General features: G+C 71.7%; 13 protein-coding genes. 5 read left to right on the top strand and 8 right to left on the bottom strand.

Annotated features, from left to right (window positions below; all coding sequences use genetic code 11):
- Positions 1–30 precede the first annotated feature (30 nt).
- Positions 31–615 carry an RBBP9/YdeN family alpha/beta hydrolase gene (locus BLV39_RS28220; RefSeq protein ID WP_090799408.1) on the bottom strand — a complete coding sequence of 195 codons (585 nt, stop codon included), beginning with the start codon at positions 613–615 and terminating at the stop codon, positions 31–33.
- 21 nt (positions 616–636) lie between these two features.
- Positions 637–1,254: a DUF998 domain-containing protein gene (locus tag BLV39_RS28215; protein ID WP_090799405.1), complete on the bottom strand. Its 618-nt coding sequence runs from the start codon at positions 1,252–1,254 to the stop codon at positions 637–639.
- Positions 1,255–1,403: 149 nt separating this feature from the next.
- On the opposite strand from BLV39_RS28215, the gene BLV39_RS28210 reads away from it, so the two are divergent.
- Complete coding sequence (locus tag BLV39_RS28210) at positions 1,404–3,584, top strand: MMPL family transporter (RefSeq protein WP_090799403.1); 2,181 nt, start codon at positions 1,404–1,406, stop codon at positions 3,582–3,584.
- Here the strand turns inward: BLV39_RS28210 and BLV39_RS28205 are convergent.
- The 4 genes from BLV39_RS28205 to BLV39_RS28195 are packed head-to-tail and all read right to left on the bottom strand — an operon-like array spanning position 3,571 to position 5,983.
- Positions 3,571–4,098: an isocitrate lyase/phosphoenolpyruvate mutase family protein gene (locus tag BLV39_RS28205; protein WP_239083436.1), complete on the bottom strand. Its 528-nt coding sequence runs from the start codon at positions 4,096–4,098 to the stop codon at positions 3,571–3,573. The genes BLV39_RS28210 and BLV39_RS28205 overlap by 14 nt on opposite strands.
- A 22-nt stretch (positions 4,099–4,120) precedes the next feature.
- Positions 4,121–4,288, bottom strand: coding sequence for an isocitrate lyase/phosphoenolpyruvate mutase family protein (locus tag BLV39_RS44365; RefSeq protein WP_239083437.1), 168 nt, complete (start codon positions 4,286–4,288; stop codon positions 4,121–4,123).
- On the bottom strand, positions 4,285–5,166 hold the full coding sequence (locus tag BLV39_RS28200; RefSeq protein WP_204082601.1) for an NAD-dependent epimerase/dehydratase family protein: 882 nt from the start codon (positions 5,164–5,166) through the stop codon (positions 4,285–4,287). Before BLV39_RS28200 ends, BLV39_RS44365 begins: the two co-directional genes overlap by 4 nt.
- A 19-nt stretch (positions 5,167–5,185) precedes the next feature.
- Complete coding sequence (locus BLV39_RS28195; RefSeq protein WP_090799400.1) at positions 5,186–5,983, bottom strand: MIP/aquaporin family protein; 798 nt, start codon at positions 5,981–5,983, stop codon at positions 5,186–5,188.
- A gap of 47 nt (positions 5,984–6,030) precedes the next feature.
- On the opposite strand from BLV39_RS28195, the gene pdxR reads away from it, so the two are divergent.
- On the top strand, positions 6,031–7,461 hold the full coding sequence (gene pdxR / locus BLV39_RS28190) for a MocR-like pyridoxine biosynthesis transcription factor PdxR (RefSeq protein ID WP_090799397.1): 1,431 nt from the start codon (positions 6,031–6,033) through the stop codon (positions 7,459–7,461).
- Positions 7,462–7,473: 12 nt separating this feature from the next.
- Here pdxR and BLV39_RS28185 read toward each other — a convergent pair whose 3' ends face one another.
- Both BLV39_RS28185 and BLV39_RS28180 read right to left on the bottom strand, forming a co-directional pair.
- The gene (locus BLV39_RS28185; protein WP_090799395.1) at positions 7,474–7,848 is read right to left on the bottom strand and encodes a hypothetical protein; all 375 of its coding nucleotides are present in this window, start codon (positions 7,846–7,848) and stop codon (positions 7,474–7,476) included.
- Between the two features lie 19 nt (positions 7,849–7,867).
- Positions 7,868–9,538: a caspase, EACC1-associated type gene (locus BLV39_RS28180; protein WP_090799392.1), complete on the bottom strand. Its 1,671-nt coding sequence runs from the start codon at positions 9,536–9,538 to the stop codon at positions 7,868–7,870.
- 232 nt (positions 9,539–9,770) lie between these two features.
- On the opposite strand from BLV39_RS28180, the gene BLV39_RS28175 reads away from it, so the two are divergent.
- The 3 genes from BLV39_RS28175 (at position 9,771) to BLV39_RS28165 (ending at position 12,933) form a co-directional block, all read left to right on the top strand.
- Entirely contained in the window at positions 9,771–11,303 is a 1,533-nt protein-coding gene (locus BLV39_RS28175; protein ID WP_090799389.1) for a DHA2 family efflux MFS transporter permease subunit, read from the top strand.
- A 137-nt stretch (positions 11,304–11,440) separates the two neighbouring features.
- Entirely contained in the window at positions 11,441–12,331 is an 891-nt protein-coding gene (locus BLV39_RS28170; protein ID WP_090799386.1) for an expansin EXLX1 family cellulose-binding protein, read from the top strand.
- A gap of 56 nt (positions 12,332–12,387) precedes the next feature.
- The gene (locus tag BLV39_RS28165) at positions 12,388–12,933 is read left to right on the top strand and encodes a septum formation family protein (RefSeq protein WP_143049911.1); all 546 of its coding nucleotides are present in this window, start codon (positions 12,388–12,390) and stop codon (positions 12,931–12,933) included.
- Position 12,934: the final 1 nt, after the last annotated feature.

The following is a 12,934-nucleotide window of genomic DNA, read 5'->3' as shown; positions in this document are numbered from 1 at the left end:
GGCCGCACCGGGCCGCGCGGCGGCAATGTCCTATCGGGGCGGGCCGAGCCCGAGCGCGACGAGCGCCTCCGGCAGCGTGCTGCCCGGACCGTCGGCCAGGTGGCCGCGCCCGTGCACCTCGACGTAGCCCGCATCCGGCAGGGCCGCCCGGAGCTCGGCGACGCTGCGCTGGATGTCGGGGTTGTCGTCGTCGGAGTGCAGGATGGTCAGTCCGGCGGTCTGCCCGACCAGCGTGGGCCGCAGCAGCACCTCACGGAACCGCATTCCGGTCGCCCGCCGGCCGGTCGGGTCAAGGAAGGGCGCGACGAGCAGCACCCGCCCGACCCGCACCGCGGGGTGCTCGGTCAGCCACCGCACCAGGAAACCGGCGCCGCAACTGTGCCCGACCAGCAGCGTCTCGGGTCCCACGTCGTAGCGGGCGAACTCGCGGCTCCAGGCGCCGAACTCGGGCCGGAACGCGTGCGGCATCTCCGGTGTGTGTGCCGGGATCTCCCGGATGATCAGCTGCTTGGCCAGCCAGGGCAGCCAATGGTGGTTGGAGGGGGAGGGCTGCGTCGGATCGTAGAACTCGTTCCATGGGGGCATGCCGTGGACGATGACCGCGTTGGGCGCCATGGGGAAAGCATGCTGCGTCCGTCAACCCGGCTCGTCGGTGACCGCGTGGCTGACCACCGGGGCGAGTTGGCGGGCGTTGAACACCACCACGACCGGCCAGAGGCACTCGGCGGCGGCCAGGAAGCGTTCGGTGAGACCGATCTGGTCCCCGCGGTTGAACAGCTCGGTGGCGAACCAGAACATCAGGCCGATCATTATCCCGGTCGCGACCAGCGACGCGGTCGGCCGCAACGACCAGGGCGCGAGGTCGTCCGTGCGGAAGGCGAAGGCGGGCCAGACCGCCAGCGCGACGAAGGCCGCCCCGGCCACCAGGCCGTGCATCGCGGAGGTGCCCTGCACCGGCTGCGGGAAGAACGCGGAGATCAGTGAGACGCTGCCGCCGAAGACCATCACGACCCGGCCGGCCATCATGGCGGGGCGCAGGCCGATGCCGGTCAGGATGAAGCAGATGCCCATGCCCGTGAAGCCGATCACCATGATCCAGCGGTCGGTGGCACCGAGCCCGCCGAGCGCGCTGATGGTGTCGCGGGTCGAGCTGTAGCTGGCCGACTGGCGGGCGGTGCCCAGCACGAGTCCAGCAAGGAGAAAGATCGGGGCCAGGATCGCCGAGACCAGGGCCCACCCCGGCACCGCTCGCACCGCGCCAGTTTGGCACGACTCATGTAGATGACGCCGGGTTTCTGATCACGCCGCAACCTGGGACGTTTTTCACATCCGGGTCAAGCTGAGAGCCGATAATCAGCTTTGCCGGGCATGGTCCATGCCACCCCCGCCCTCATGAGGGAGACATGGCAACTGCCCTTTATCGCCTCGGCCGCGCGTCCTTCCAACGGCGCCGGCTGGTCGTCGCCCTCTGGCTCGTCGCCCTGGTCGCGCTCGGCGGTGCCGCCGCCGCGTTCATGAAGCCGACCACCAACGACTTCACCATGCCGGGTACGGAGTCGCAGCACGCTATCGACGCGCTAGCCCGCGAGTTCCCGGCGGCCAGCGGCACCACCGGCACGATCGTGATCGCCGCGCCGCAGGGCCGCACGTTGCAGGACACCGATGCCAAGGCGGCCGTCGAGGCGGTGGTCCGCGAGGCGGGATCCCTGCCGGGCGCGGTCGCGGCGGTCGACCCGTTCAAGACCGGCGCGGTCTCGCAGGACGGCCGGCACGCGCTGGTCCAGGTGCAGTTCGCGGCCCAGGACGACGCGATCACCGACGCGCAGCGCGCCGCGTACGCCCACTCCGGCACCGCCGCCGAGCAGGCCGGCCTGCGGGTCGAGCACGGCGGCGAGGTCATGCACAACAAGGCGGAGGTAGGCGGCACCGAGGGCATCGGCGTGCTGATCGCGCTGGTGGTCCTCGTGGTCACCTTCGGCTCGCTGGTCGCCGCCGGGATGACCATGCTGACCGCGCTGATCGGGGTCGGCGCCGGCATGGCCGGGCTGTTCGCGCTCAGCGGCTTCGTGGGGCTGACCAGCACCGCGCCGATCCTCGCGCTGATGCTCGGCCTGGCCGTCGGCATCGACTACTCGCTGTTCATCACCTCCCGCTACCGCCAGCACGTCCGTGACGGCGTGCCACCGCCCGAGGCCGCCGGCCGGGCCCTGGGCACCGCCGGCTCGGCCGTGTTGTTCGCCGGCGGCACGGTGGTCATCGCGCTGGCCGGGCTCGCCCTGGTCGGCATCCCGTTCCTGACGGTCATGGGCCTCGCCGCCGCCGGCACCGTCGCGGTCGCGGTGCTGGTCGCGATCACCCTGTTGCCCGCGCTGCTCGGCTTCGCCGGTCGGCGCGTGCTGCCCCGCAAGGCGGTCACCCTCGAGCAGGCACACCGCCGCGAGCCGGCCGGCTTCCGGTGGGCCCGTCTGGTGATCCGGTTCCGGGTGCCGTTGCTGCTGGCCGGCGTGCTCGGAATCGGCGCGCTGGCCCTGCCGGCCATGGACATGCGCCTCGCGCTGCCCGACGCCAGCACCGCGCCCGTCGGCAGCCCCGCCCGGGCCGCCAACGATCTGATCACCGAGGGCTTCGGTCCCGGCTTCACCGGGCGCCTCGCCCTGGTGGTCAGCACCGACAGCGCGGCTTCCACCACCGCCGCGGTGGCCGAGGTCTCCCATGACCTCGCGGGTACGCCCAACCTGCTGGCCGTGACGCCGCCGAACCTCAGCCAGGACGGGAAGACCGCGCTGCTCGGCGTGCTGCCCAAGACCGGGCCGACCGACCCCGCCACCGAGACGCTGGTGCACGACGTCCGGGCCAAGGTCCACGACGTGGCCGGTGCCGATGTCGCAATCACGGGCCAGACCGCGGTCGGCATCGACGTGTCGACGAAGCTGTCCCACGCGCTGCCCACGTACCTGCTGCTGGTCGTCGGGCTGTCGGTCCTGCTCCTGGGCGTCGTGTTCCGGTCGGTGCTGGTGCCGATCAAGGCGGCGCTGGGCTTCCTGCTCACGGTCGGCGCGACGTTCGGGCTGACCACCCTCGTGTTCCAGCAGGGCCACCTGGCCGGGCTCGTCGGTCTCGACACCCCGGGACCGCTGGTCAGCTTCCTGCCGATCCTGCTGATCGGCATCCTGTTCGGCCTGGCGATGGACTACGAGGTCTTCCTGGTGTCGCGGATGCGCGAGGACTTCGTGCACGGTGACACGCCGACGCGGGCCACCGTCAGCGGGATGGGCCACGGCGCCCGGGTGGTGACCGCGGCTGCCCTGATCATGACCGCGGTGTTCGCCGGCTTCATCCTGCTGGACGATCCCGTGATCAAGTCGATCGGCTTCGCGCTGGCCGTGGGTGTCGCCATCGACGCGTTCGTGGTGCGGCTGACCCTCGTACCCGCGGTGATGTCGATGCTCGGCCGGTCGGCGTGGTGGCTGCCGCGCTGGCTCGACCGGATCCTGCCGGACGTCGACCTGGAGGGCGCGAAGCTGCGCCGGCACCTGGACGCGACCTCGGAGGATCGCGAGCTGGCCGACGTCACGACGCCATGATCAGCCTGGCCGCCACCTCGCTGGTCGCCGACATCGCGTATTGCAGCAGCGAAGGGCCGAAGGTGATCCGGGTCGCGCCCAGCCGGGCAACCTCGGCGACCGACTCCGGGCCGGCTGCCATGTTGATCGGGCCCTCGATGCCGGCACGCAGCACGGGGAAGACCTCGTGGGGTGCCAGCAGCGGATAGACGCAGTCGGCGCCGGCGGCCAGGTAGAACCGGGCGCGCGCCACGGCGTCGGCGGGGTCACCGGTGCCGAACAGGAAGGTGTCGACGCGGGCGTTGACGAACAGCTCGTCGCCGGCCTCCGCGCGCACCTCGGCCAGCCAGTCCGCGTGCCGGGCGGGGTCTTTCAACACGGCGTGCCCGACGGAGTCCTCGAGGTTGCAGCCGACGGCGCCGGCCTCGAGCAGCCGGTAGACCAGCTCCTTCGGCGCGAGGCCGTACCCGTCCTCGACGTCGGCGGAGACCGGCACCTCGACGGCCCGGACGATCCGCGCCACCGCGGCGAACATCTCGTCGGGTGGCGTGGAACCGTCATGGTGACCGAGCGACGCGGCGATCCCGGCGCTCGGGGATGGCGAGCGCCGGGAAGCCGGCTTCGGCGAAGACCCGGGCGCTGGCCGCGTCCCAGGGGCCCGGCAGAACGAGCGGGTCCCCGGCGGCGCGGCCGTGGTGCAGGGCGCGGAAGGTCGCCGCGGTCATGCCTGCTGCGCCGCGAAGCCGGACCGCCACGTCGGGTGCAGCGGGTTCCAGTCCCGGGTCCGGGCGAGCTCGTTGGACGCGCCGCGGGCCCACTCGAGCTGGCCCGGGGTCGGCCCGGGCGTGGGAACGCCCAGCGCGGCGGACAGCACCGGCAGCCAGTCGCGGCCCGGCGCGGGCTCGTCGTCGACCACGTTGACGGGCCCGGACGGCCAGTCCAGCGCGGCGACGGTGGCCCTTGCGGCGTCGACCACGTGCACGAACGAGCTCACCGAACCGTCGGCCTTGAGGTAGGCGAGGATTCGCGCGCTCTGGTCGCCGGACAGCGCCGCGGCGACCGGGCCGCCGGGCACGTACCAGGTGCCGGGGCCGTAGAGGATGCCGAACCGCAGGGACACCGCGGTGCCGATCTCGGCGGCCGTGTCCTCCATCGCCTTGATGCCGTCGACCATCGCGCCGCGCGGCTGCTCCGCGCCGAAGTCCAGCGGGGTGGCCTCGTCGGCCGGCTTCTCGCCGGGCTCGTACACCCAGGCGAGCGACTGGACGATGAACCGCCCGACGCCGGCAGCCTTGGCCGCGTCCACGAGGTTGCGAGTGCCGTCCTTGCGCAGCCGGTCGGTGGCCGCGCCGTCGGCGCCGGCGAGGTCGGTGAGCTGGTGGATGACCGCGTCCGGTTCGGCGGCCGCCACCGCCCGGTGCAGCGCGTCCCGGTCGAACGCGTCCGCCAGCAGGGCGGTCGCACCCTGGCGCCGGATGGCCTCGGCGCCGGCCTGGTTGCGGGAGATCCCGGTGACCTGGTGTCCCGCTTCGAGCAGGAGTGGAACGAGCTGCCGGCCAACAGCGCCGGTGGCGCCCGCGACGAAGATACGCATGTTGATCATTCCCCCATGAGGTGTTCGGTCAATGGCAGGTGCTGGGCAGCGGAGGCTCGGTGTGTGCGTGCCGACGCAGCGGTGTGGTGAAGCAGGCGATCCGCTGGGCCAGCAGGCGGTGGGCCAGGACGCCCAGCGCCGCTCCGAGCATCGGCGCGACCAGGTAGATCCACAGGTCGAGGCTCTGCCCTGACAGCAGGGCCGGGCCGAGCTGTCGGGCCGGGTTGATCGAGCCGCCGCTGAGCGGTCCGAGCAGGGCGATGACCAGGCCGACATAGATGCCGATGACGTACGGGACCGTGCGCGCCCAGGACGGACGGTCGAGCAGGAACCCGATCAGCGCGATCAGCACCAGCATCCCGAGGACCTCGGCCACGAAGACGGACACCGGTTGCCAGGTCGGCGCGGGCCTGATCGCCGCGTAGTTGACCGTCGGCGTGCTGGCGTGGCTGCCCCATACTAGGCGTCCGAGGAACGTCCCCGCCGCCGAACCCGCGAGCTGGGCGAGCACGTACGGCAGGACGTTGCGGCCGGGAAACAGCCTCATCAGCCACAGGGTCAACGTGACCGCAGGGTTCATATGGCCGCCGCTGCGGCGGCCGAGTGGTGACAGGATCAGCGCCGTCAAGATCACACCGCTGACCGCACCGACGACGGCGAGTGCGGAACCCAGGTCGGCGACGAACAGTGGCGAGCTTGGATCGCGTAGCCACCGGATCACCGTCAACGCCAGGAACAGCAGCACCGTGGTGAGCACGAACTCGTCGGCGGCACGCGTCAGGGTCGGGCTGAGCCGGCCTGCCTCGTGAGCTTCCTTGTTCGTCATGCGGACAACGCTAGGCGCGTAGTGGCGCCGGAGTATGGTCCACTTTTATGAGGGAATCGGGGGCCACTTCGGCGGGCGCCGACCTGTTTCTGGAGCTCAAGGGGCATCGGCTGCGGGCCGGCTTCGTCAAGGCCCTGCGCGAGGCAGTGCGCACCGGGCGGCTGACCCCGGGCACCCGGCTGCCGTCGTCGCGGTCCCTCGCCGCCGATCTCGGCATCGCCCGCAACACGGTGGCCGACTCGTACGCCGAGCTCGTCGCCGAGGGTTGGCTCATCGCGCAGCAGGGCTCCGGGACCCGGGTGGCCAAGCGGGCCGAGCCACGGGACAGACCCGCCGCGCCGCGGACCCGACCGACCGCGCCCGGGCCGACGTACAACCTGTTGCTCGGCTCGCCGAACCTCGCCGAGTTTCCCCGCAAGCTGTGGCTCGCCGCCGCTCGCCGCGCCCTGACCGCGGCCCCGAACGAGGCGTTCGCCCTCGGCGACGCGCTCGGCCGCATCGAGCTGCGCACCGCCCTCGCGGGCTACCTGGCCCGTGCCCGCGGCGTGGACGTGGAGCCAGGCCGGGTGATCATCTGCTCGGGGTTCCACCATGGACTCCAGCTCGTCGCCCTGGCGCTGCGGGCGCGGCAGGTCCGAACCCTGGCCGTCGAGGCGTACGGCCTGGACATCTACCGCGACCTGCTGGCCGACCTCGGCATGCGGATGGCGTCCCTCTACGTCGACGAACGCGGCGCGCGCGTCGACGACCTGGCGCGGCTGCGCGGAGTCGGCGCGGTGCTGCTGACACCCGCGCACCAGTTCCCGACGGGCGTGGCGTTGCACCCGGAGCGCCGCGCCGCCGTCGTCGACTGGGCGCGGGCGACCGGCGGCCTGATCCTGGAGGACGACTACGACGGCGAGTTCCGCTACGACCGCGAGCCGGTGGGCGCCCTGCAGGGCCTGGACCCGGAGCGGGTGGTCTACTTCGGCACGGTGAGCAAGTCACTGGCGCCCGGGTTGCGGCTGGCCTGGATGGTGGTGCCCGCCCACCTCGTGCCGGACATCGTGGCGGCCAAGGGCCACAGCGACTGGATGTCCAGCGCGCTGGACCAGCTCACGCTGGCGGAGTTCATCACGTCGAGCGCCTACGACCGGCATGTCCGCACGACGCGGCTGCACTACCGCCGCCGCCGTGACCAACTCGTCGCCGCCCTCGCGCAGCACGCGCCCGGCGTCCATGTGTCCGGCCTGGCCGCCGGGCTCCAGGTGGTCATCGAGCTGCCACCCGGCACCGAGCGCGCGGTCGTCGACGCGGCGGCCCGGGAGGACCTCGCGGTCAGCGGGATGGCCGAGTTCCGCTACGAGGTGGCGGACTCGCGGTGGCAGCTACCGGCCCGGGACGCCCTGGTGGTCAACTACGCGGCACCCTCGGGCACCGCCTGGACGGGTGCCCTGGACACCCTGTGCCGGGTGCTGTCGTCCGTCACCCGTCGTTGAGCGCGGCCCGCGTCATGCCTGGTCGTCGGGCGGTGCTACGCGGGCCAGGAAGGCGTTGACCAATGCGTCGCGCTGCTTGCGGGTGACCGTGCCGGCGAACTCCTGGCCGTCGATCTTGACGGTGACGTCGGCGGGTTGCCGGGACAGCCACGACGCCAGCACCGTCATCAGTCCCTCCACGACCGACGGCGCGACGGCGATCAGCAGCGCGCCGATGGCGAGCGCCTCGCCTGCCTTGCTGCCGCTCGGTGGCGGGCCGGCCGGGCGGGTGACCGACTCGACGTCGAGCTCGAGCAACTCGGCACGGAGGTCGCCGGCCATCCGGGCCAGCAGGTCGTCGTCGACGTCAGCGGCTACGTCAACCCGAATCCGGAGCGTGTCGGCCATCGCAACAGGGTACTGGCACTCATCGGCTCGGGAGTCGGTCGCGCACGCCCCGCAGCCAGGTTTCGATCTCGTTCGCTGTCTCGACCGCGCCGGCCGCTCCGGCCTTGCGTGCCGCCTGGTCCCGGGCGTCGGTGGTCCGCCTGGTGAAGAAGATCGCCGGTCCGTGATATCCCGCCCCGCGCAACCGCCCCAGATCGTCGAAGCCCACGGCGCCGCCCTCCCGATCGATGTCGGATACGAGCGCGTTGATCGGATGCCGGCCGACGATGGCCGTCGCCTGCCCCACGTCGGTCACGAGGTGGACGATGGCGCCGTCGGCACGGACCCGGTCGGTCAGAACCCTGATTCCGGGGGGATAGCTCTCGATCCACAATAGGCAGATGCCGGAGAGCGGTCCTCCGCTGGTTCTGCTCACCGGCGGCGGGCCGATACGAGGGGCTCGGGGCCGCACCGCCGCCGGCGGCTCGGTGGTCCGGGTTTCCGGCGGTCGGGTGGGAACGGCGGTGGCCCGGGCCGCGAGCGCCGCGTGTTTCTCCGCGTCGGCCAGGATCGCCTTCCCCGCCTCCGTCGCTTCCTCGATGATCTTCGCGGCCTTCGCCTCGGCCTGCCGGACGATCTCCTTGGCGGACGCGTGAGCGGCGTCGACCGCGTCGGCGGCCAGCTTCGCCGACCTGCCGACCTCCTCGCTGGTCGGTTCGCCCAGCAACGCGCGGGCGCGGTCACCGACCCGCGGAAGATCTTCGTCGGCGATCCGGCGCAATTCGACCCGGGCGGCGAGGACGTGCGCCGGATGGTGGCTGCCGAGCCACTCGCCGAGGGTCTCGACCGCGGCGATGCGAATCCCCGGCAGCGGGTGATCGAGAACGGTCCGGAGGTCCGTCGGGATCGCGGCGGGCAGGACCCGCACGCCGAGGGGATTGCGGGCGAGAATGATCCGCCCCTGGGCGGCGAACGACCACCGTTGCGGGGTCTGGCCGACGGCGGTGCCGACCACCCGGTCATGCGCGAACGCGTAGGCGTCCTCGACCGTGATCAGGCCGTCGTTGTCGTTGTCGGCCGCACCGCTGCGCAGGCCCTCGACCAGGGCGGCGGTGAACCTCGACGGACCGGAGGGGCCGGCCAGCCGGTCGCCTTCGAAGGAGTACTCGGTCGCTCCCGAGGCCGTGAGGACGACGGTGCCGCGCGCCCGGAGTTGCCGTTCCAGCGCGTCGTCGTCATCGCCCTTGGCGCCCTGGGCGAAGGCGCCGCTGAAGCAACAGTCGAGAATGACGACCTGCGCTCGCGCGCGGCAGTCGGCCATCCGATCCATCAACCACGACGCCTCCACGGCGGTCGCGGACATCCGCGCCTTGACGGTGTCGCGCGCCGCGAACCACAACCGGCGCCGCGGGTCCAGCATGCCGTGGCAGGAGAGGTAGACCAGCGCGAGGTCGTGGCGACCGCAGCTCTCGACGAAGTCGACGATCGCGCCGCGCACCTCGCCGGCCGCCGCGTTCTCCAGCAGGGTGACGTCGAAGCCGCCGACCGACGGGTCGACGAGGACGGACTTCAGCGCCGCGGCGTCGTGCGTCGGGGAGCGCAGCCGGCCGAGCTGCCCGTCGGCGTAGTCCGTGGTCGCGACCAGCAGCGCCCGGCGTGGGCCCGGCGGCAGCGGCGGGGCGGCGAACACCGCGCTGCCGGTCGGTCCCATCGACTCAGGCTACCGACGGGTGCGACGCGTGCGCGCCCTCCGTACGTCCGAGTGCCCGCACCTCATCGATGACGGCGAGTAAGTGGACCAACACCGTCAATTGTGGATTTAAGCGGCGCGTCAAACGTGAGCGCGATCACCCAACGTGAAATTTGCTTCGAAGTTCGTACGCGTGTCTGGGAACATCGGGTCGCCTCGATCGGGGCGGGTCGATCCTGGGGGGAGATCGCGTATGACTACGCAGGCCGTGCCGGCGGCTGGGTCCGACAAGCTCGACAGCGGTGTGCTCAAGGTAGCCGGCGTGGTGGTGCTCGGCGCCATCATGTCGATCCTCGACATCACCGTCGTGAGCGTTGCCCTGCCGAAGTTCCAGCAGGAGTTCAACGCCACCTACGCCACCGTCGCCTGGACGATGACGGCCTACACGCTGGCCCTCGCGACGGTCATCCCGATCACCGGCTGGGCCGCTGACCGGTTCGGCACCAAGCGGCTCTACCTGCTCTCGCTGGTGTTGTTCGTCGGCGGCTCGGTGCTGTGCAGCTTCGCCTGGGACATCGGCCCGCTGATCGTGTTCCGCGCGCTGCAGGGCCTGGGTGGCGGCATGCTGATGCCGCTCGGCATGACGATCATGACGCGGGCCGCCGGGCCGGATCGGGTCGGTCGCGTGATGGCCGTGCTCGGAGTGCCGATGCTGCTCGGCCCGATCGGTGGCCCGATCCTCGGCGGCTGGCTGATCGAGGCCGCGAGTTGGCACTGGATCTTCCTCATCAACGTGCCGATCGGCATCGTGGCGTTCGTGCTGGCACTGCGGATCCTGCCCAAGGACCAGCCGCAGCCGTCCGAGCCGTTCGACTTCCTCGGCATGCTGCTGCTCTCGCCGGGCCTGGCGCTCTTCCTCTACGGCGTCTCGTCGATCCCGGGTGAGGGCAAGGTCGGCTCCGCCAAGGTGCTGATTCCCGCGCTCGTCGGCCTGGCGCTGCTGGTCGCGTTCGTGCTGCACGCCCTGCGCAAGCAGCACGCGCTGATCGACCTGAGCCTGTTCAAGAACCGCAACCTGACCGTCGCCACGGTCACGCTGACCCTGTTCACGGTCGCGTTCATGGGCGCCATGCTGCTGTTCCCCAGCTACTTCCTGCAGGTGCGGGGCCAGTCCACGCTCGACGCCGGCCTGCTCATCGCACCGCAGGGGCTCGGCGCGATGGTGACCATGCCGCTCGCCGGCCGGCTGACCGACAAGATCGGGCCGGGCAAGCTGGTGCTGCCGGGTCTGCTGCTGATCGCCCTCGGCATGGCCACGTTCACCCAGGTGACCCCGGACTCGTCGTACGTGCTGCTGCTCGGCTCGTTGTTCGTCAGCGGGCTCGGCATGGGCATGACGATGATGCCGATCATGTCGGGTGCGCTCGCGTCGCTGACCCACCAGCAGGTGGCGCGCGGCTCGACGATGATGAACATCATCCAGCAGACCGCCGGCTCGATCGGCACGGCGGTGATGTCGGTGATCCTCACCAACCGGGTTCTCGACAGCCAGGAGGCCACCGCGTACAGCGCGGTGACGCAGGGCCTGACCGCCGCGAGCGACGTGCCGCCCGCGGTGCTCGAGCAGGGCCGGGCGTCGCTGGCCGACGCGTTCGGCCACACCTGGACGATCGCCGTCGTGCTGGTGGTGCTCTGCCTGGTGCCGGCGCTGTTCCTGCCCCGCAAGCGGATCGAGAAGGCGGACACCCCGGACGACGCGCTCGCCGTCCCGGTCGCCATCCACTAGGTGTGGACGTCCCAGTCAATCCGGGCGGACAACGCCCGGATTGACTGGTCGACCATCTCGGACGAACCGGGCGTACTACGCCTTGCGGCTGACGTCCGCCTGGCCAGGCCCGCCCGCGTACGGCAGGATCGGTCGCCGTGACCGCAGGATGGCAACGACGCTGGTGGTTGGTGGGCGGTGCGATCGCGCTGGCCGCCGTCGTGACAGGTGTGTTCGCCCTGCGCGGGGCGGGCAGCGCCTGCGCGGCCGTGGCGCAGGCGACCACAGGCAAGGCGACCTTCTACACCGACAGCGGCGGCAACTGCTCGTACCCGAGCCCGCCGTCCGACCGGCTCTTCGTCGCCCTCTCACCCGACGAGTACGCCGACGGCGCGAAGTGCGGGGGATACCTCGACGTCAAGGGGCCGAACGGCAGCGTCCGGGTCAAGGTGGTCGACCAGTGCCCGCCGTGCACGTCCGGCCACATCGACCTGAGCCGCGAGGCGTTCGCGAAGATCGGTGACCCGGTCGACGGCATCATCCCGGTCACCTACACGACCGTGGCCAGCCCGAAGACCGCCAACCTGACGTTCCGCATCAAGGAAGGCGCGTCCGCGTACTGGTTCGCGGTCCTGGTCGACAACACCGGCAACGCGCTGCGCAAGGTCGAGGCCAAGGGCCCGGGCGGTTCCTGGCGGTCCGCGCACCGCGAGCCGTACAACTACTGGCTGATCGACAGCGGGATCGGGTCCGGCCCCTACAGCGTCCGGGTCACCGATGTCCGCGGCCGCGTGGCCACCGCCACCGGCGTCCAGCTCGCACCCGGCTCGACCCAGACCTCGCGGGTACGCCTGGGCGGCGCCGGCGCCCCGACGGAGTCGAAGAAGCTCCCGACGAAGAAGCCGACACCCAGCCCGAGCGCGGTGGCGACGCCCACGCCGACCGCCGTGCCGTCGACGACGCCGTCGCTGGGGGCGCGCCCCGAGGTCGACGTGCTGGCCGACGCGGGCGCCCCCGCCGACATCGGCCTGGGCACGCGCTGCGACTGAGGATCGACCGGTTCGGATGATCCTTTTCGGGCGCGACGCATCTAGCGTTTCCGCTCGTGACTGATCTTGGCCCGAGCCCGACATCGCGACTGATCGCCAGGTTGATGCCATGGCGGCTCGACGAGGACGACCCCCGGTTCCGGCCGCCGCCGCGCCCGGCCGTGGTGGGGCTGGTGGCCGTCCTGCTGGTGGTGCTGCCCGTCTGCGGCTTCTTATTCATGCACGGCGAGGACGAGATCGCGGTGGATCGGGGCCGGGTCGGAATCGAGGAGATGCTCGCCGGGCGATGCCTCAACGAGGTCAACGATCGCTTCAGGCTCGACAAGGCGATGCCGGTCGCCTGCACGGAACCGCACGAGGTCGAGGTCGTGGCCGTCGTGAACCTGCCCTACGGCGGGACCGACCTTGCCATGCAGGACGAGGCGGCGAGCCGGTGCCTGCACGCGTTCGAGGCGTACGCGCCCGCCTTCGTCGACGATCCGGGCATCGAGATCAGCTACATCTACCCCGACGACCCGTTCAGTTGGAACCCAGGGGACCAGCGCGGAGTGGTCTGCCTGGCGGGCGACCCGGCCCGCATGCGGACCGGGTCGCTGAACTGAG

The organism is Asanoa ishikariensis, from assembly GCF_900107455.1.
GTDB classification, from domain to species: domain Bacteria; phylum Actinomycetota; class Actinomycetes; order Mycobacteriales; family Micromonosporaceae; genus Asanoa; species Asanoa ishikariensis.
This window is presented reverse-complemented; position numbering and strand designations above follow the sequence as displayed.

What these genes read in the sequence shown, in the direction of transcription:
- BLV39_RS28175 (WP_090799389.1), top strand. Translation starts at nt 9,771, where the DNA reads ATGACTACGCAGGCCGTGCCGGCGGCTGGGTCCGACAAGCTCGACAGC.
- pdxR (WP_090799397.1), top strand. Translation starts at nt 6,031, where the DNA reads ATGAGGGAATCGGGGGCCACTTCGGCGGGCGCCGACCTGTTTCTGGAG.
- BLV39_RS28220 (WP_090799408.1), bottom strand. Translation starts at nt 615, where the DNA reads ATGGCGCCCAACGCGGTCATCGTCCACGGCATGCCCCCATGGAACGAG.
- BLV39_RS28205 (WP_239083436.1), bottom strand. Translation starts at nt 4,098, where the DNA reads ATGTTCGCCGCGGTGGCGCGGATCGTCCGGGCCGTCGAGGTGCCGGTC.
- BLV39_RS28195 (WP_090799400.1), bottom strand. Translation starts at nt 5,983, where the DNA reads ATGACGAACAAGGAAGCTCACGAGGCAGGCCGGCTCAGCCCGACCCTG.
- BLV39_RS28200 (WP_204082601.1), bottom strand. Translation starts at nt 5,166, where the DNA reads ATGATCAACATGCGTATCTTCGTCGCGGGCGCCACCGGCGCTGTTGGC.
- BLV39_RS28210 (WP_090799403.1), top strand. Translation starts at nt 1,404, where the DNA reads ATGGCAACTGCCCTTTATCGCCTCGGCCGCGCGTCCTTCCAACGGCGC.
- BLV39_RS44365 (WP_239083437.1), bottom strand. Translation starts at nt 4,288, where the DNA reads ATGACCGCGGCGACCTTCCGCGCCCTGCACCACGGCCGCGCCGCCGGG.
- BLV39_RS28180 (WP_090799392.1), bottom strand. Translation starts at nt 9,538, where the DNA reads ATGGGACCGACCGGCAGCGCGGTGTTCGCCGCCCCGCCGCTGCCGCCG.
- BLV39_RS28185 (WP_090799395.1), bottom strand. Translation starts at nt 7,848, where the DNA reads ATGGCCGACACGCTCCGGATTCGGGTTGACGTAGCCGCTGACGTCGAC.